This is a genomic window from Aeromonas sp. s10 (assembly GCF_040907975.1).
Classification (GTDB): domain Bacteria; phylum Pseudomonadota; class Gammaproteobacteria; order Enterobacterales; family Aeromonadaceae; genus Aeromonas; species Aeromonas caviae.
The window spans coordinates 12,959-29,933 of the sequence record NZ_JBFOCV010000033.1 but is presented as its reverse complement, the minus strand read 5'-3'; the positions used below and the strand labels follow the sequence as shown (position 1 = coordinate 29,933).

Genomic DNA, 16,975 nt, shown 5'->3' with positions numbered 1-16,975 from the left:
CGATGACCGACAGACCCCCCTTTGTCTGGGAACGGGTTGCAGATGAGCAGGAGGCCGAGCGCCTCCTCTCTTTTGCCCGCTCCCTGACCTTGCCCCCTCGCACCTGCCTCTGGCATGCCGGTGACAGTCCGGCGCTGCTGGTCAGGGTGGAGGAGGGGCTGTTGCGGGCCAGGGTGGTGCTGGCGGATGGCCGCGAGTACATCAAGGAGTTCTATTGGGAGGGGGACGAGTTTATCGACTTCCACCACCTGCTCAGTGGTGAGCCCGCCCGCTACAGCGTGGAGGCGCTGGAGCCTTGCCGGCTGCAGCTTCTTCCGCTGGCGGATCTGCGCCGACTCCCTTGCTGGCCCGCTTGGTATCACCATCTCCTTGAAGTGCAACTGCGCATCAAGGAGGAGAAAGAGCTGTTGCTGCTGACCGGGGGTCCAGAGGCGCGCTATCAGCATTTTCTGCGAAGCTTCCCCGCGCTGGATGCCAGGGTCCCGGATCCCCAGATTGCCGCCTATCTGGGGATCACCCCCATCAGCCTGAGCCGCATCCGCAAGAGAATGCGAAATACACCCTGATCATCGTATGGCGTATTGCAGGCATACAGCGCTGTTGCTACTCGAGAATCTCCGTATGATGTGCACGGTTCGTTATGAGTCCTGGAGTGCACATATGAGAAGGTTTGTTACCCAATCTGCTTTTTATCTGTTGTGGTTGCTGACTACTGCAGGGGCGTGTGTTGGTTCGGCCACCGCACAGGCTGCCTCGTTTGATTGCGGGGTGGCCAATACAGTCATCGAACACACGATTTGCCAACAAGATGCTCTAGGCGCACTCGACAGCCAGCTGGCCGATCGCTATGAACAGGCTCGTGATAGTGCCGATTCATCTCGAGCGGATGCACTGCTTGCCGAACAGCGTCAGTGGCTTAAACTGCGTAACGCCTGCAGTAAGATGACATCGCAACTGCCAGAGTGTTTGCGAGACAGCATGGCGCACCGCATCAAAGTGCTTGACGAGCAGGTCGCACAACAAGACAAGGTGTTCACCGATACGGTGCAACTGATCCCGGTCGATCCAGCCGCCGCGGCGGTCAAGCTGAATGATTACCGCAGTGCTGAGGCCTCGGCGTGGCTACTCTATCTCCATCAGTTTGAGCCAGCGAGCGGGGTCAGCGACAAGCAGGCGCGTGCTCGCTATGCCCAAGTACTGGCCAGATTCAATGACGAATACACCGCGTCTATGGCCGCAGATTTGGGATACGAGAAGCCCGCAACCCGGGCCAGCGCAACCTTGACCCTGCTGCGTCTGGTGCTGGAAGAGCGATCCAATCCCGACTCACTGCGACACTGTTTTATCTTTAAACGCATTGGCTGGCCTGCATATGACGCCTTTGGCGGGCTCTGGGGATCAAGCCGCGATAACATGGCGCCTTACTGCACCCTTCCCAATGATCTGTTCCTGCGTCCGGCCTGGCAACATCTTCGCCAGCTCTTCAATACACAGGTGGAAAGCATTTCGTCCTCTTTTGGTACCATGGTTTTCGGTACCTTCGCCGATTGGCGGATAGACGAGCTGCACATCAATCTTGCCCCCGAAGATTTTATTACCTTCGAGAAGGCTGGAAGGTCTATCGCGTTCGCTGAACCACGGATACGCAATGGGGATGCGAAGGCATGGCCAGTCGCCGAGCGTGAGGCCATGCTCAAGGCAATTGCGGAGGCGCGCCAGATTACATTGACTTGGCTGCAAGAAGATAAGGGGATGTCGGTCCATAACGCTGCCATCGCCGCGAACAACATCGTGGCCATCTGGCTGAATCAGCGCCTCGATTTTATCGAAGAATGGGACCGGGATGAGGGTGTTGCACATTAACAATGGTTAATGAAGGAGGTTGGTGCATCGATTATGCTGCGCCTTTCCCCCTTACATGGAGTCGCGGATGAACTGGATCCTGAAACCCTGGTGTGAGCTCACCACGGATGAATTGTATGAGCTGCTTGCCCTGCGCGCCGAGGTGTTCGTGGTGGAGCAGACCTGTCCCTTCCAGGATCTGGACGGGCTGGATCGCCGTGACGGCGTGCTGCATCTGCTCGGTCGTGAGGGGGATCACCTGGCGGCCTATGCCCGCATCATGGCGCCCGGCATTGGTGATGACAGCGGCGCTGCCATCGGCCGCGTGGTCACCTCTCCCACGTCGCGGGGGGGCGGACTGGGTCACCGCCTGCTGGCGCAAGCGGTCAGAGAGTGCGAGGCACGCTGGCCTGCACACAGCATCTGGCTCGGTGCACAGGCCCACCTGCAAGGTTTTTACGGCCAGCATGGTTTCGTGGCCGAAGGGGAAGGGTATCTGGAAGATGACATCCCTCACATGGGGATGCGAAGGGAGCCTGCCTGACATTGTCAGGCGCCAGGAAAGGGGCAAGTGGCCCCTCATCCGTGGTGCATCTCATGGTTTTTTGCTACCCCGTGGCCGTGTGGTCGTCAGCCCGGGATTAGATACCGCCGCGCTGATCTGCCTGCGGGCCTCTCTGTCGGGGCACCGCCCCGGTCAGGGCGGTGCGGCATCAGGAGGGCTGGGGTGGTTCAGGGAGTGACCCGGGTGGTGAGGGTAAATCCCTCTTCACTGGAGGCCAGCGTCACCTGAACCTGGCCCAACTCGGTCAGACTGCCCACATGGGTGCCGCCACAGGGAATGGTGATCTCCCTACCCTCCAGCATGCCATGCCAGTAGCGGGAATCGATGATGGCCTCACCGGCCCGGCTGCGGCGGATCTCGCCTCCCTCTTTGAGCCAGCGCATCAGCTGCTCGTTGACCTGGAGCGCTATCCTGTCGAGGTCGGCCAGCAGTGCCTCGCTGTTAATTCCCTTTTTTCGAAGGCTCTTGCCGATCCGGTACTGCTCCTTTGATCCTCTGGGCTTGACCCGGGAGTGCTGGATGGCGAGGCGGTCGAAATCCGGCTGCCCGAGAGCGTCCAGCTCGCTTGTCTCCTTTCGCCAATAGGGCGTGAGCGCCCGATTGAGGGCCAGTGCCACCAGGTGGCAGGCGCTGTGGCCCAGGCTCAGGGCATGGCGAGCCTCGGCATCCACTGTCAGTTCCACAGGCGAGCCAATGGCAAGGTGATGGGAACCGGCGAGGGGATGCACCACCACGAAAGCCCACCCATCCGCCCCCCGCTTGACCGGAATCTCCGTATCCACGAACAGCTCGCCCTCGGGACTGATGGCACCCATGCGGCAGGGGCCCACGGCCGCTTCCCCCCCTTCCCAGCGCACAGTGCCCACGTCACCGGGTTGATCGGGCCAGAGGTGGCTCTGGGGATGAAAGGGGGTGAGGTCGGTGACCAGCAGGGTCGGATCCCCCTGTTTGCAACAGACGACGCTGGCCTGTTCCTGATGGTGGCCCAGTACGAAGCTGGCTCGGGTATGTTCCATGGCAGGGCTCCCGCAACGAGATGATGAGAAGGGAAAGGGGCAGCATACGCGAAAGTGCGAAAAGGCTCATCAACCCGGGTCAATGAGCCTCAAGATGGCGTTAGAGGGTGGTGACCAGCAGATAGGCATTGAGGCCGATCACCAGGGCGACGATGAGGCGCCCCACGGCCTGGGTGACGGGGTGATTGCGATGTGCCCCCATCAGGGCGCGATCACCGGTCAGGATCAGCAGCGGAATAAGGGCGAGGGCGATGCCGAAGCTCAGCACTACCTGGCTCAACACCAGGATTTCAGTGGTGTTGAGACCCATGGCGATCACCACGAAGGCGGGAGCCATGGTGATGGCTCGGCGCAGCCAGAGCGGAATGGTGAAGCGCACGAAGCCCTGCATCACCACTTGCCCCGCCAGCGTTCCAACCACGGTGGAGGAGATGCCGGAGGCGACCAGGGAGAGGCCGAACAGGGTGGCGGCTGCCGGTCCCAGCAGGGGTGTGAGGGTCTGGTAGGCCGATTCCAGCTCGGCCACCTGCTGGTTGCCGGAGCTGTGGAAGGCGGCAGCCGCCATGGCCATCATGGCCAGGTTGACGAAGCCGGCGATGGTCATGGCGATGGCCACGTCGACCCGGGTGCTGTGCAGTCGCTGGGTCACCGTGCCCTGCTCCTGGGTGTGCTGGGTCAGGGCCGAGTGGAGATAGATGACATGGGGCATCACGGTGGCACCAAGCACGCCGGCAGCAAGATAGACAGCATCACCATTGGGGAGACCGGGGAAGAGTGCCCCTTCCAGCAGACTCGGCAGATGGGGGCGCGAGAACACCAGCTCGACGATGTAGGCGGCGGCCACGAACAGCAGCAGGCCCCCCACCACGAACTCCAGCGGCTTCTGGCCGCGGGATTGAAGCATCAGGATCCCCCAGGTGACCACGGCGGTGATGCAGGCACCTTCCAGCAGGGTGATGCCGAGCAGCAGCTTGAAGCCGACCGCAGCGCCGATGAATTCCGCCAGATCGGTGGCCATGGCGATGATCTCGGCCTGCACCCAATAGGCCCAGACTGCGGGCCTGGGCAGACGATCACGAATGTGTTCCGCCAGGTTCTTGCCAGTGACGATACCGAGCTTGGCCGAGAGGGTCTGCACCAGCATGGCCATCAGATTGGCCCACACCACTACCCACAGCAGTTGATAGCCGAAGGTGGAGCCGGCCTGGATATTGGTCGCAAAATTGCCCGGGTCGATATAACCGATGGCGGCGATGAAGGCGGGGCCGAGCAGGGTCAGCTTGAATTTGCGGGCCGGGATGGCCGTGGTGAGCGCAGGTTGCATACTGTCATCCTCCGTGGGGATATGAGGAGAGTATGGATCTAAATGATAATTGTTATCAATTAAAGTTTTGTATCGGGCTCATCGAGAAAAACATCTCGCTTCGCCAGTTGCAGTGGGAGAGGTGATTTCGTACAATACGCCGCCCTAGAAAGCAGCGTCTAAACATCACTATGTTCCTTGCCTCCGAGGTCTGGCTGCACCTGGGCGGAGGCTGAATTAATCCGTAAGGAGCTAAAATGCGTCATTACGAAATCGTCTTCATGGTTCATCCGGACCAGAGCGAGCAAGTACCTGGCATGATCGAGCGTTACACCGGCGCTATCACCACCGCTGGTGGTACCATTCATCGCCTGGAAGATTGGGGCCGTCGTCAACTGGCTTACCCGATCGACAAGCTGCACAAGGCTCACTACGTTCTGATGAACGTAGAAGCTGAACAGGCCGTTATCGATGAGCTGGAAACCAACTTCCGCTTCAACGATGCCGTTATCCGCAACATGATCATGCGCACCAAGCACGCCGTGACTGAAGTTTCTCCGATGGCCAAGGCCAAGGAAGAGCGCTTCACCCGTCGTGACGACGAGCGTCGCGAAGATGCTGTTGAAGCGTCTTCCGAAGAGTAATTCTTAGATCACCGCATTAGAGGATAAAGGCCATGGCACGTTATTTCCGTCGTCGTAAGTTCTGCCGCTTCACCGCCGAGAACGTTACCGAGATCGACTACAAAGATATCGTTACTCTGAAAAACTACGTCACTGAATCTGGCAAGATCGTACCGAGCCGTATCACCGGTACCCGCGCCAAGTATCAGCGTCAGCTGGCACGCGCCATCAAGCGTGCTCGTTACCTGGCTCTGCTGCCGTACACCGATCTGCACAACAAGTAAGAATCGGCCCGGCGCTTACGCCTAACTCAACGAAATTTATAGAGGAAAGGTAATGCAAGTTATCCTGCTCGATAAGATCGCCAAACTGGGCGGTCTGGGTGACCAAGTTTCCGTAAAAGCTGGTTATGCCCGTAACTACCTGATCCCGCAAGGCAAAGCTGTTATGGCCACCAAGGCCAACATCGAAGCCTTCGGTGCTCGTCGCGCTGAGCTGGAAGCCAAACTGGCTGCCAACAAGGCTGCTGCCGAAGAGCGCGCTGCCAAGCTGGGTGAGCTGGCTGCCGTTGTCATCGCCTCCAAGTCTGGCGACGAAGGCAAGCTGTTCGGTTCCATCGGTACCCGTGACGTGGCTGAAGCCATCACTGCTGCCGGCGTAGCCGTTGCCAAGAGCGAAGTCCGCATGGGCAACGTTCTGCGTAACACCGGTGAGTACGAAGTTGTTGTTCAGCTGCACGCTGACGTCAAAGCAACCGTACAAATCCAGGTTGTTGCTCTGTAATAGCGTTCCGCTCTTGCAGAAAAACCCGCGCACATGCGCGGGTTTTTTATTTTCAGATCAAGGGGTAAAGTGAAGGTCTGTTCCTCTGGAGGAGAACCTTTATGGCTGCCTGGGTTGAAGGTCGGGTCATCGAGCGCATCGAGTGGACACCCACCCTGCTCTCCCTGCGTGTGGAGGCGGAACTTGCCCCCTACAAGGCGGGTCAATTCACCAAGCTGGCCCTGGAGCAGGGCGAGCGTCGCGTCCAGCGTGCCTACTCCTTCGTCAATCCTCCCGGCACGCCCTATCACGAATTCTATCTGGTGGAGATCCCCGGCGGTGAACTGAGCCCCTCTCTCGGTTCCCTGCAGGTGGGCGACAGCCTGCTGGTGCAGTCCCAGGCCACCGGTTTCCTGACCCTGGATGAGATTCCCCCGGGACGGGATCTCTGGCTGCTCTCAACCGGCACCGCCATCGGCCCCTTCCTCGCCATGCTGGCTGAGGGACAGGTCTTCGACCGCTTCGAGCATCTGGTGCTGGTACACGGGGTGAGAAAAGGGGAAGAGCTCAGCTATCAGCCGCTTATCGCCAGTTTTGCCGAGCAGCATGGCGAGCGTTTTCGCTATGTTCCCTTCGTCAGTCGTGAGACCTGGCCGGGGGCGATGGCAGGGCGTATCCCGGCAGCCATAGTCGATGGCAGCTTGCAGGCGAGGGTGGGGCTGAACTTCTCCCCCGAGTTGAGCCAGGTGATGATCTGCGGCAACCCCGCCATGGTGAAAGAAACCCAGCAGACCCTGCTCGGGCTGGGGCTTGCCAAGAACCTGCGTCGCGCCCCCGGCAATATCAGCATGGAAAACTACTGGTAGGGGACATGACTCCAGGGGCAACAGGCCCCTCAACCATGTCCATGGGCATGCTGGTCAGTGTTTTTGGTGGCCGTTGCCGCCGTGCTTGTTCCTGGGCTTGTCATGGCCCTGACCCGGGTTGTTGCCACTGTGAATGCTGCGGTTGTAATGGTCGCGGTATTTTCCATCCATGTTGTCGCAGTTGAGCTGGATGCGGCTGGTCCGGGTGCTGACATCCAGGCAGTTGTGCTGCCACCACTCGTACTCCTTGTCGTCCCAATCCAGGCTTACCCGGCCCTGGTCGGTGGAGATCCGGATGTCGTCATCGTGTTTGGAAGGGGGGGCAGCAAAGGCCATTCCCTGAACCAGAAGCAGGGAGAGCAGCAGTGCGCCGCGGGAAGTCATGGTCATGTGGGTCATCGCATCAAGGCTCCTGTCAGGGGGATCATTGATCCGGTTGCGTGCTGATCTGGTTGGTGCTGGGGGGCTGGTTGCGCTGCGTCTCGTCCTCCAGACTGAGGTTGATCCTCTTGCAGTCGGCGGCGGCCGTGTCACCGCTCCCGAGATCGAAGCAGTTGCTCTGGGACCAGTCAAACTGCGTGTCATTCCAGTCCAGATTGAAGGTCAGCGCATCCACGGAGAAGGTCTGGTTCCCTTCGTCCTGTGCCAGGGCGCTACCAGTGATCAGAAAAAGAGAGAGCAACAAAGCCGTCGTTCTGTTCATGATGTCCTCGAGTTGTGTTCGGTGGAAATGAGTGTAATGCGGCGGGCTTAACCCGAGCATAACCGCAGATGTCCTTCAGGTACGGGGTCGATTGTAGTGTTTTTCTGCTGCCGATTTGCACGTTTTGGTCGCACTCTGGGCAGCTGATCGTCCATCGGCGGGAATTCGGGGATTTGCCCTTCTCTCCGGGGGAGTGGCGACTATAATCGGTAGCCAACTTTTCCTGCAGATGTTTCCCGCTTCATCATGACTACACAGGCTTGCGCCGCATTGCGTTACCCCAAGGGATGGTTCGCCCTCACGACTGTCTACAGTTTTACCGGGCTGGCCATTCTGGCTTCCATCGTCTTCTCCCTGCTGCTGTTTCTCTCCATCGACGAAAACCCCCTGATGAAGTGGCTGTTCGGCGGGCTGGCCATCATCTTCGAGCTGGGCAAGTTCTACGTCTGGTACGAGTACGGCGAGTGCAAGGCGAGGCGGGATCTGGGCGGCGCCTTCTGGTCGCTGCTGTTCTACAGCGTGCTGGCCGCCATCTCCATCGGGGGCAGTATCGGTGGCATCAACAGCGCCACCAACACCATCCTGAGCCAGCAGGCGCGTCACGAGCGGGAGATAGCCCGTTTCGACGAGCAGATAGCCAGCATAGAGCGGCAGATCCAGCTCAACGAAGAGGCGGCCCGCAAATACATCGAGATGGCGCGTATCTCGAGCGGCGTCAGCGGTCTGCAGCAGGCCAACACCAAGCTCAGGCTGCGTCAGGACGAGCTGCGCCAGGAGCGGGACGCCAAGCCGCTGGGGGAGCAGTCCTCCATGCTGGGGCTGATGAGCAGTCTGGCGGACGGGGTGGGCATGAGCATCGGCCAGGTGCAGTTCCTGCTGGTCTGCTTCCTGTCTATCCTGCTCGATGCGTTTGGTGCCTTTTTCGTCAGCCTGATCGGTGAGGAGAACCGCTTCCGCCGTCAATGGATGTGGCAACGGGAGAAGGCGCAAGCCGAGGCCCGGGTCGCAGCGCCGACCCCGGAGCCGTCAGCGTTCAGCAGACCCATGCCCGAGCCAGCCGTGGTCGCCCAGGTGCGCGGCGCACTGGAGAGCGGCGAGCTCAAATGCAGCAAACGCAAGGTGGCAGAGGCATTGTCACTGTCTCTGGAGGAGGTGGACCGGGTGTTCCAGCATCTGCTGGCGCAGGGCGTGCTGGGGCAGGGCAGCAATCGTCACTACCATCTTCGTGCCGAGCAGGGGTGAATCCGGCTCAGTCGAACCAGATAAGACCCTCATAGGGTTGCTGTCTGAGAGAGGCGAGCCGGCTATCCAGGTTGCCTGCATGGATTTCCAGTCGGTGCCCGTCGGGATCCAGCAGATAGAGTGAATCCCCTTCGCTGCTGTTCTTCTTCCACTCCACGACGCCCGCCGCGCGCAGACGGGCGCAGAAGGCTGGGAACTGTTCAGGCGAGATGCCAAACGCGACATGGCTGTAATCTCTGGCCGGTTGGGGAGGATCGCAGGAGAGACAGAGCCAGAGATCGCCGAGGGTGAGATAGGCTCCCCGTGCCCATCTCACCCTGGGGCGACATCCCAACAAGTCGACATAAAAGGCAACGCTTCTGTCGAGATCGCCGGTTGCCAGCGTGAGATGGTTCAGTCCATGCAGCATCTTCTCTTCTTCCCCCTTGTCCCCGAGCCCTAGTGAGTGAGCACCATCATCAGGCTGAGGAAGGCGGCAAGCCCGCCGCCGATGCCGATGATCCAGTAAAAGCCCCTGGCCCCCTGTTTGAGCGGGATGCGGAAGTAGAGCAGAAACGCCCACCACCCCAGGGCCAGCAACAGAGGAATAAGAAACATTCGAGCCATGGTGTCCTCGCTGTTATTCTGTTGACCCTTGATCAATCAACAGGATGGATTGTGCAATGACGCAGCTACAGATTACCGCATTCGGCGACCCCTCGGTACTCAGGCTCAACCCTTCCCTGGACAAGGTGCCCGCGGAGGGCGAGGTCCGGGTGCGCATCTGCTTTGCGGGGGTCAACCCCATCGATGCCAAGACCCGGGCCGGTCTCGGCTGGGCGGCGGCCCAGAACAAGGACAAGCTGCCCTGGACACCGGGCTATGACGTGGCCGGGGTAGTGGAAAAGGTGGGGCCCGGCGTGACCTCCCTGGCCGAGGGGGAACTGGTGTGCGGCATGGTGGGTTTCCCCCTCGCCGCCGGTGCATATGCCGAATCCGTGGTGGCCCGCGAGGAGGAGCTGGTCAAGCTCGATGGGGTGAGCCTCAGGCAGGGAGCGGCCCTGCCGCTGGCGGGTCTCACCGCCTGGCAGGGGCTGCTGGAGCACGGTGGCTTGCAGTCGGGGCAGCGGGTACTGATCCTGGCCGGTGCCGGTGGCGTCGGCCACCTGGCGGTGCAGTTTGCCGCCGCCTATGGTGCCCACGTGGTTGCCACGGCAAGTGGCGACAATCACAGCTTCCTTCATAGTCTCGGGGCGAGCCGGATGGTGGATTACCACCAGGCCGGGTGGTGCACCGAGGCGATCACCGATGGTCCGTTCGATCTGGTGCTGGATCTGGTGGGGGGCGAGAGCGGCAAGGCGGCGCTGGCCTGCGTCAAGCCGGGCGGCCGTCTGGTGACGGTCCCCACCATCACGGCCCAGCAGATCAAGGACGCGGGGGCCGAGCTTGGCGTCGAGGTTGTCGGCATGCTGGTCCATCCCGATCGAACGCAGCTGACCCAGATGCTGACGCTGCTTCGCCAGGGGGAGGTGAAGATCACTGTCTCCGGTGAATACACGCTGGCAGAAGGGGCGCTGGCCCATCAGGCCATCGAGCAGGGCCATGTGCGCGGCAAGCTGTTGCTGCGCATGTCCGCCGCAGACGGCCAGCCCGGATGATAGACTTCACCGGGATGGGGCTGGGAGGGCTGTTTCTGAGCGCCTTCACCTCCGCCACCCTGTTGCCCGGCAGCTCGGAAGTGCTGCTGGGTGCCATGGCGGTCAAGGGGGAGTGGAGCATGACCAGCCTGCTTTTCTGGGCGACGCTGGGCAATACCCTGGGTTCCATGACCACCTGGTGGCTCGGCTGGCTCGCCACCCACAAGAAAAAACCGGAAGATTTTCAAGGCCGTGGGGAACAAAAAGCCCTTGGTTGGCTCAAACGTCATGGCCACTGGTGTCTGCTGCTTGCCTGGACGCCTGTGGTCGGCGATGGTCTCTGTCTGCTGGCTGGTTGGCTGCGCCTCTCCTTCTGGCGCTCCCTCATCTTGATCGGGCTCGGCAAATTGCTTCGTTATGCCCTGGTGTTTCTGCTGGCCAGTCAGATCTTCTAGCCCTTTTGTCACTCACGAGGTACCCGTGAACAAACTCATTCCAATAAGCATGCTGCTGGGCTTCTCCCTTCCCGTGCTGGCGGCCCCGACCCTGGTGTCCGAGCAGGTCAAACAAGAGGGCAAGCTCGGCATTCCCTACCAGATGTACAAGCTGGACAACGGTTTGACCGTGATCCTGGCCCCCGACCACTCCGATCCCCTGGTGCATCTGGACGTCACCTATCACGTCGGCTCCTCCCGGGAAACCGTGGGCAAGTCGGGCTTTGCCCACTTCTTCGAGCACATGATGTTCCAGGGCTCCAAGCACGTTGGTGATCAGGAACACATGCGGATCATCAACGAGGCGGGCGGTGACATGAACGGCACCACCAACAAGGACCGCACCAACTACTACGAAACCGTGCCGGCCAATCAGCTGGAGAAGGTGCTCTGGCTGGAGGCGGATCGCATGGGCTTCCTGCTCGATGCGGTGAGCCAGAAGAAGTTCGAGATCCAGCGCGCCACCGTCAAGAACGAACGGGCCCAGCGCATCGACAACCAGCCTTATGGCCTGGTGGGCGAGCGGGTGGGGGAGGCACTCTATCCGCGCACCCACCCCTACTCCTGGCAACCCATCGGTTATGTGGAGGATCTCGACCGGGTCGACGTCAACGACCTCAAGCAGTTCTTCCTGCGCTGGTACGGTCCCAACAACGCGACCCTGACCCTGGGCGGCGACTTTGATACCAAGCAGGCGCTGGCCTGGATTGAGCAGTACTTCGGTTCCATCCCGCGCGGTCCGGACGTGGCAGAACCGACGCCTCAGCCTGCCACCCTGCCGGCAACCCGCTACGTGACGCTGGAAGACAAGGTGCATCTGCCGCTCCTGTATATCAGCTACCCGACCGTCTCCCTGGGTGACCCGCAGGAGCCGGCGCTGGACATCTTTGCCGATGTGCTGGGGGGCTCTGCCAGCTCCATGCTCTACCAGTCCCTGGTGAAAACCGGCAAGGCCATCGAGGCGGGTGCCTCCCACTCCTGCGAAGAGCTTGCCTGCACCCTGACGGTCTATGCCTACCCCAATCCGGCGGCGGATGGCAGCCTCAAGACCCTCAAGGGCGAGGTGGACAAGGTGATCGGCGAGTTCGCCCAGCGCGGCATCAAGCCCGCGGATCTGGAGAAGGCCATCAGCAGCTATCGCGCGTCCGCCATCTGGGGACTCGACAGCATCGAGGGCAAGGTCAGCCAGCTTGCCATGGGGCAGGTGCTGGCCCGGGATCCCGACTATGTGTTCAAGAATCTGGATGCCATCGCCCGGGTCAAGGGGTCTGACGTCAAGGCTGCCTACGACAAGTTCATCCAGAACAAGCCTGCCGTGGTGCTGAGCGTGGTGCCCAAGGGCAAGAGCGACTGGCAGGCCGCGACCCCGAACTTCACTCCCGCCAAGCGGGAGCTGCCGGATTACAGCAAGCATGACAAGGTGCTGGCGGAGCGGCCGGTGAAAGATGACTTCGATCGCAGCGTGCAGCCCAAGGCGGCCGATGCGGTGAGTGTCAAGGTGCCCGCCATCTGGCGTGGCAAGCTCGGCAAGGGGATCGAGATCATCGGCACCCACAGCGACGAGATCCCGGCCGTCTCCATCATGATCGCCCTGCCGGGTGGCATCCGGGCCGAAGGCAAGGGAGAGCTGGGGCTGGCCAGCCTCACCGCCGCCATGCTGGAGCAGGGGACGACGCGCCTCTCCGAGGCCGAGCTGAGCGACGAGCTGCAAAAACTCGGCGCCAGCATCAGCGTCTCCAGCGCCCAGTACAACAACCTCATCACCATCAGCAGTCTGGCGGACAAGCTGCCTGAAACCCTGGCGCTGGTGCGGGAAGTGCTGCTGCAACCCGGCCTGCGGGAAGCGGACTTCGAGCGGCTCAAGACCCAGATGCTGCAAGGCATGAAACAGAGCGAGCAGCAACCCGAGTGGCTGGCGGGTCAGGCGTTCCGCGAACTGGTCTATGGCAAGCAGAACCGCCTCGGCCAACCCTCTGACGGGGTGCTGGCGGACGTGGAGAAGCTGACCCTGGCGGATGTGAAGCGCTTCTATGAGGCCTATTACAATCCGACCAATGCCAAGGTGGTGGTGACAGGTGATGTGACTGCCCAGCAGGTGGAATCCGGTCTCGCCTTCCTGACCCAGTGGCAGGGGGCCGCCCCGACCCTGGGGGATCTCAAGCCCGGGGGAGAGCAGGCCAAGCCAGGCATCTATCTGGTGGACAAGCCGGGAGCCCCCCAGTCGGTGATCCGCATCGGCCGCCGCGCCATGCCGTTTGACACCACGGGAGACTATTTCATCGCCAACCTGATGAACTTCAACCTGGGTGGCAACTTCAACAGCCGCATCAACCTCAACCTGCGGGAAGACAAGGGCTACACCTATGGTGCCAGCTCGGGCTTCCAGGCCAACCGCGAGGCGGGTATCTTCGCGACCGGCGCCAATGTGCGCACCGATGCGACCGTGGATGCCATCCGCCAGTTCCTCAAGGAAATGGACGGCTACCGCAAGAGCGGGCCGACCCCGGTGGAGCTGGCCTACATGCGCAGCGCCGTCTCCCAGCAGGATGCGCTCTCCTACGAGACCCTGGGGCAGAAGGCTGGCTTCCTGCTGCAGATGATCATGTACGACCTGAAGCCGGACTATGTGCAGGCCCAGAACAACCTGATCAAAACGGTGTCACCCGAGACGCTGAAGGCCAGTGCAGCCCGCTGGCTGGATCCGGCCGAGATGGTGATTGTGGTGGTGGGAGACAAGCAAAAGCTTGAAAAACCCCTGAGCGAGCTTCATCTTCCCATCTATCCACTGCAACTGCCCTGAGGGGCGTCGCAACAATAAGTGCCGCCCCGGGTGGGGCGGCCACACATGAGCCGTGAATATGACTACTACTAGCTTGTCGCTCACCGAGTTGCTGGCTGCGCTGGGCACCCCGGAACGGGTGACCGCCCTCAAGGGGATCCGGCGCGGGATCGAGCGCGAATGTCTGCGCATCACCCCCGAAGGGACCCTGGCCCAGACCGATCACCCCAGAAGCCTGGGGTCGGCCCTGACCCATGCCAACATCACCACCGATTACTCCGAGAGCCTGCTGGAGTTCATCACGCCGGCCACCGACTCCATCGAGAGCCTGATCGAGCAGCTCGGCGACATTCACCGCCACACCATTCATCATCTGGGAGAGGAGCGGATCTGGCCCCTCTCCATGCCCTGCTTCGTCGGTGACGAGGAGAGCATCCGCCTAGCCCAGTACGGCAGCTCCAACATCGGGCGGATGAAGACCCTCTATCGCCAGGGGCTGAAGAACCGCTACGGCAGCCTGATGCAGGTGATCGCCGGGGTGCACTTCAACTTCTCCATGCCGGACAGCTTCTGGTGCGAGTGGCAGGATCTGGTGGGAGAGGGCTGCTGCAGCCAGCGCTTCATCTCCGACAAGTACATGGGGCTTATTCGCAACGTCTACCGCTTCGGCTGGCTGGTGCCCTATCTGTTCGGCGCGTCTCCTGCCATCTGCGACTCCTTCCTCAAGGGGCGCAAGAGCAGCCTGCCGTTCCAGAAAACCGGCAAGGGCACCCTTTACCTGCCCTATGCCACGGCTCTGCGCCTGTCCGATCTCGGTTACACCAACAGCGCCCAGGCGGGGCTCAAGATCAGTCATGACAGCCTGCCGGCCTATGTGAGCAGTCTGCGCCGAGCCATCAACACCCATGATCCCGACTTCGCCAGGATAGGGGTCAAGGTAAACGGCGAGTACCGCCAGCTCAACGACAACGTGCTGCAACTGGAGAACGAGCTCTACGCGCCGATCCGCCCCAAGCGTACTCCCCGCAGCGGCGAGAAGCCCTCGGATGCGCTGGAGCAGCGCGGCATCGAATACATCGAGCTGCGCACGGTGGACGTCAATCCCTTTACCCCGTTCGGTATCGAGGTGGATCAGATCCGCTTCTTCGATCTCTTCCTGGTCTGGTGCCTGTTGCGCCCGTCCCCCGTGCTCTCGGATGACGAGGTTGCCCGCAACCGCCGCAACCAGAACAAGGTGGTGCTGGAGGGGCGTCGCCCCGGCCTGACGCTTGAAGATGAGCAGGGCAATGCCATCGGCCTCAAGGAGTACGGCCTCAAGCTGTTCGACGAGCTGGCCGAGGTCGCAGCGCTGCTGGATCGCTGCTGTGGTCGCAACCGCTATCGCGAGACGCTGGCGATGCACCGTGAGAAGCTGCTCGACCCCGAGCAGACCTACTCCGCCCGCCTGCTCAAGCAGTTGCTTTCAAGCGGCCAGGACAACGGCTGCTTCGGCGATGCGCTGGCGAGCCGCTACCGGGAAGAGATGCTGGCCGGCGAGCTGCAGTACTGGGACGAGGCCTACTTTGCCGGCGAGGCACGGGACTCCCTGGCCAAGCAGCGGGAGCGGGAACGCAGTGACAGCCTGTCGTTCGACGACTTCCTGGCTGACTATTTCGGTACCCGCCAGACCACGGCCTGAGGATGCCGCCAAGATGACGAAAGCCGCTCCCGGGAGCGGCTTTTTCATGGGAGCCCGGTGGTGGCCGGGCATAAAAAAACGGCCCGTTCGGGCCGTTTTACATGGGGTGGTTCATCGGTCAGAGGATGAGACCACCGAAGAAGAAGCCGAGCGCCACAGCCATGGCGATGGTGGCCACACCCGGGATGAAGAAGGGGTGGTTGAACACGGCCTTGCCGATGCGGGTGGAGCCGGTGTCGTCCATCTCGACCGCGGCCAGCAGGGTCGGGTAGGTCGGCAGCACGAACAGGGCGCTCACGGCGGCGAAGGAGGCGATGGCCGCCAGCGGGCTGACACCCAGTGCCAGGGCGGCAGGCATCAGGGCCTTGGTAGTGGCACCTTGCGAGTAGAGCAGCATGGAGGAGAAGAACAGCACCACGGCCAGCAGCCAGCTGTATTGGCTCAGCAGATCGCCGGCGAACGCCTGGATCTCGACCATGTTGCCCTTCACGAAGACGTTGCCCAGCCAGGCCACGCCCAGCACGCAGATACAGGCGGACATACCGGACTTGAAGGTCGGCATGTTGGTGATCTGGGCCGCGTCCAGTTTGCAGAACAGTACCATCAGGGTGGCGGCGGAGAGCATGATGCCCATGATGGCGCCATCGCGGGGGATCGGCGGATTGCTGATGAGGCCGACGTTGCCGGAGATGGCGGTGGCATAGGCCATCACGGCCACGATGGAGGCGACGAAGATGCCGACGGAGAGCTTGGCATAAGGCTTGATTTCAACCTGGCTGGTACCGCGCAGCTTGATGAGTCCCTTGGCTTTGCGCTCCAGATAGACTTCGTCCTGATCCAGCGGCTTGCCCAGCAGGTTGGCGATGAAGGCCCCCAGCAGACAGGCGATGAAGCTGGACGGGATGCAGATGGCCAGCAGGGTCAGGTAGTCGACGCCAAGCGGCTCCAGCATGCCGGAGAAGGCGACCACGGCCGCCGAGATGGGGGAGGCGGTGATGGCAATCTGGGAGGCAACGACCGCGATGGAGAGCGGACGGGACGGGCGAATGCCCTGCTCCTTGGCCACTTCGGCGATCACCGGCAGGGTGGAGAAGGCTGTGTGACCGGTACCGGCCAGCATGGTCATCAGGTAGGTGACGACCGGGGCGGCGAAGGTGATGTGCTTGGGATTCTTGCGCAGGGCTTTTTCGGCCAGGTGCACCAGATAATCCATCCCGCCAGCCAGCTGCATACAGGCAATGGCGCAGATGACGGACGCGATGATCATGATCACGTCCCACGGGAGATAGGTCACCAGCTGATCGCTCGGGATGGGCATGCCCAGCCCCCAGGTCAGTACCAGTACCCCAAGACCACCGGCAAAGCCGATACCGATACTGCCTATCCGGGCCCCCAGATAGATAGCGGCGAGCACGACAAGTAACTCGATTCCAATCATAGCGAACACTCCATTTTCCAGTTTTTTTAGGTTTTATTAGGCTGAAAA

General features: G+C 61.4%; 19 protein-coding genes. 12 read left to right on the top strand and 7 right to left on the bottom strand.

Annotated elements, in window-relative coordinates; translation table 11 throughout:
- Nucleotides 1–2 precede the first annotated feature (2 nt).
- The 3 genes from AB5Y59_RS09175 (at nucleotide 3) to AB5Y59_RS09165 (ending at nucleotide 2,386) form a co-directional block, all read left to right on the top strand.
- On the top strand, nucleotides 3–566 hold the full coding sequence (locus AB5Y59_RS09175; protein ID WP_368211865.1) for a Crp/Fnr family transcriptional regulator: 564 nt from the start codon (nucleotides 3–5) through the stop codon (nucleotides 564–566).
- A gap of 94 nt (nucleotides 567–660) precedes the next feature.
- Nucleotides 661–1,863 carry a lysozyme inhibitor LprI family protein gene (locus AB5Y59_RS09170; RefSeq protein ID WP_201969735.1) on the top strand — a complete coding sequence of 401 codons (1,203 nt, stop codon included), beginning with the start codon at nucleotides 661–663 and terminating at the stop codon, nucleotides 1,861–1,863.
- Between the two features lie 67 nt (nucleotides 1,864–1,930).
- Entirely contained in the window at nucleotides 1,931–2,386 is a 456-nt protein-coding gene (locus tag AB5Y59_RS09165; RefSeq protein WP_128271562.1) for a GNAT family N-acetyltransferase, read from the top strand.
- 188 nt (nucleotides 2,387–2,574) lie between these two features.
- Here AB5Y59_RS09165 and AB5Y59_RS09160 read toward each other — a convergent pair whose 3' ends face one another.
- Both AB5Y59_RS09160 and AB5Y59_RS09155 read right to left on the bottom strand, forming a co-directional pair.
- On the bottom strand, nucleotides 2,575–3,423 hold the full coding sequence (locus AB5Y59_RS09160) for a hypothetical protein (protein ID WP_368211862.1): 849 nt from the start codon (nucleotides 3,421–3,423) through the stop codon (nucleotides 2,575–2,577).
- Nucleotides 3,424–3,523: 100 nt separating this feature from the next.
- The gene (locus tag AB5Y59_RS09155) at nucleotides 3,524–4,747 is read right to left on the bottom strand and encodes an Nramp family divalent metal transporter (protein WP_045523273.1); all 1,224 of its coding nucleotides are present in this window, start codon (nucleotides 4,745–4,747) and stop codon (nucleotides 3,524–3,526) included.
- A 236-nt stretch (nucleotides 4,748–4,983) separates the two neighbouring features.
- Here AB5Y59_RS09155 and rpsF point away from each other — a divergent pair, with 236 nt between their 5' ends.
- The 4 genes from rpsF to AB5Y59_RS09135 all read left to right on the top strand — a co-directional run bounded on the left by rpsF (nucleotide 4,984) and on the right by AB5Y59_RS09135 (nucleotide 6,977).
- On the top strand, nucleotides 4,984–5,370 hold the full coding sequence (gene rpsF / locus AB5Y59_RS09150) for a 30S ribosomal protein S6 (protein WP_005331771.1): 387 nt from the start codon (nucleotides 4,984–4,986) through the stop codon (nucleotides 5,368–5,370).
- A gap of 32 nt (nucleotides 5,371–5,402) precedes the next feature.
- Nucleotides 5,403–5,633 (top strand): 30S ribosomal protein S18, encoded by a 231-nt coding sequence (gene rpsR / locus AB5Y59_RS09145; RefSeq protein ID WP_005313392.1) that lies wholly within the window; start codon nucleotides 5,403–5,405, stop codon nucleotides 5,631–5,633.
- Nucleotides 5,634–5,685: 52 nt separating this feature from the next.
- Nucleotides 5,686–6,132 carry a 50S ribosomal protein L9 gene (rplI, locus tag AB5Y59_RS09140; RefSeq protein WP_010673120.1) on the top strand — a complete coding sequence of 149 codons (447 nt, stop codon included), beginning with the start codon at nucleotides 5,686–5,688 and terminating at the stop codon, nucleotides 6,130–6,132.
- A gap of 101 nt (nucleotides 6,133–6,233) precedes the next feature.
- Nucleotides 6,234–6,977, top strand: a complete 744-nt coding sequence (locus AB5Y59_RS09135) for a ferredoxin--NADP reductase (protein ID WP_039040002.1) — start codon at nucleotides 6,234–6,236, stop codon at nucleotides 6,975–6,977.
- Between the two features lie 54 nt (nucleotides 6,978–7,031).
- Here the strand turns inward: AB5Y59_RS09135 and AB5Y59_RS09130 are convergent, their stop codons facing one another.
- Entirely contained in the window at nucleotides 7,032–7,376 is a 345-nt protein-coding gene (locus AB5Y59_RS09130) for a hypothetical protein (protein WP_010673122.1), read from the bottom strand.
- Between the two features lie 25 nt (nucleotides 7,377–7,401).
- Nucleotides 7,402–7,680 carry a hypothetical protein gene (locus tag AB5Y59_RS09125; protein WP_368211861.1) on the bottom strand — a complete coding sequence of 93 codons (279 nt, stop codon included), beginning with the start codon at nucleotides 7,678–7,680 and terminating at the stop codon, nucleotides 7,402–7,404.
- Between the two features lie 246 nt (nucleotides 7,681–7,926).
- Between AB5Y59_RS09125 and AB5Y59_RS09120 the strand changes: the two genes are divergently transcribed.
- Nucleotides 7,927–8,922 (top strand): Preprotein translocase subunit SecY, encoded by a 996-nt coding sequence (locus AB5Y59_RS09120; protein WP_268451689.1) that lies wholly within the window; start codon nucleotides 7,927–7,929, stop codon nucleotides 8,920–8,922.
- A gap of 7 nt (nucleotides 8,923–8,929) precedes the next feature.
- On the opposite strand, the gene fos is transcribed toward AB5Y59_RS09120, so the two are convergent.
- Nucleotides 8,930–9,331, bottom strand: a complete 402-nt coding sequence (gene fos / locus AB5Y59_RS09115) for a fosfomycin resistance glutathione transferase (protein ID WP_048209162.1) — start codon at nucleotides 9,329–9,331, stop codon at nucleotides 8,930–8,932.
- Nucleotides 9,332–9,360: 29 nt separating this feature from the next.
- Nucleotides 9,361–9,528, bottom strand: coding sequence for a hypothetical protein (locus AB5Y59_RS09110; RefSeq protein ID WP_162513465.1), 168 nt, complete (start codon nucleotides 9,526–9,528; stop codon nucleotides 9,361–9,363).
- A 56-nt stretch (nucleotides 9,529–9,584) separates the two neighbouring features.
- Between AB5Y59_RS09110 and AB5Y59_RS09105 the strand changes: the two genes are divergently transcribed.
- From AB5Y59_RS09105 to gshA, 4 genes are read left to right on the top strand one after another with little or no spacing between them, the layout of a single operon-like run.
- Entirely contained in the window at nucleotides 9,585–10,559 is a 975-nt protein-coding gene (locus AB5Y59_RS09105) for an NADP-dependent oxidoreductase (RefSeq protein ID WP_201888062.1), read from the top strand.
- Complete coding sequence (locus tag AB5Y59_RS09100; protein ID WP_029313803.1) at nucleotides 10,556–10,993, top strand: YqaA family protein; 438 nt, start codon at nucleotides 10,556–10,558, stop codon at nucleotides 10,991–10,993. Before AB5Y59_RS09105 ends, AB5Y59_RS09100 begins: the two co-directional genes overlap by 4 nt.
- Nucleotides 10,994–11,018: 25 nt before the next feature.
- Nucleotides 11,019–13,832 (top strand): M16 family metallopeptidase, encoded by a 2,814-nt coding sequence (locus AB5Y59_RS09095; protein ID WP_368211858.1) that lies wholly within the window; start codon nucleotides 11,019–11,021, stop codon nucleotides 13,830–13,832.
- A 58-nt stretch (nucleotides 13,833–13,890) separates the two neighbouring features.
- Nucleotides 13,891–15,489 carry a glutamate--cysteine ligase gene (gene gshA / locus AB5Y59_RS09090; protein ID WP_113978522.1) on the top strand — a complete coding sequence of 533 codons (1,599 nt, stop codon included), beginning with the start codon at nucleotides 13,891–13,893 and terminating at the stop codon, nucleotides 15,487–15,489.
- Between the two features lie 118 nt (nucleotides 15,490–15,607).
- Here gshA and AB5Y59_RS09085 read toward each other — a convergent pair whose 3' ends face one another.
- On the bottom strand, nucleotides 15,608–16,927 hold the full coding sequence (locus tag AB5Y59_RS09085; RefSeq protein ID WP_010673132.1) for an anaerobic C4-dicarboxylate transporter: 1,320 nt from the start codon (nucleotides 16,925–16,927) through the stop codon (nucleotides 15,608–15,610).
- Nucleotides 16,928–16,975 lie beyond the last annotated feature (48 nt).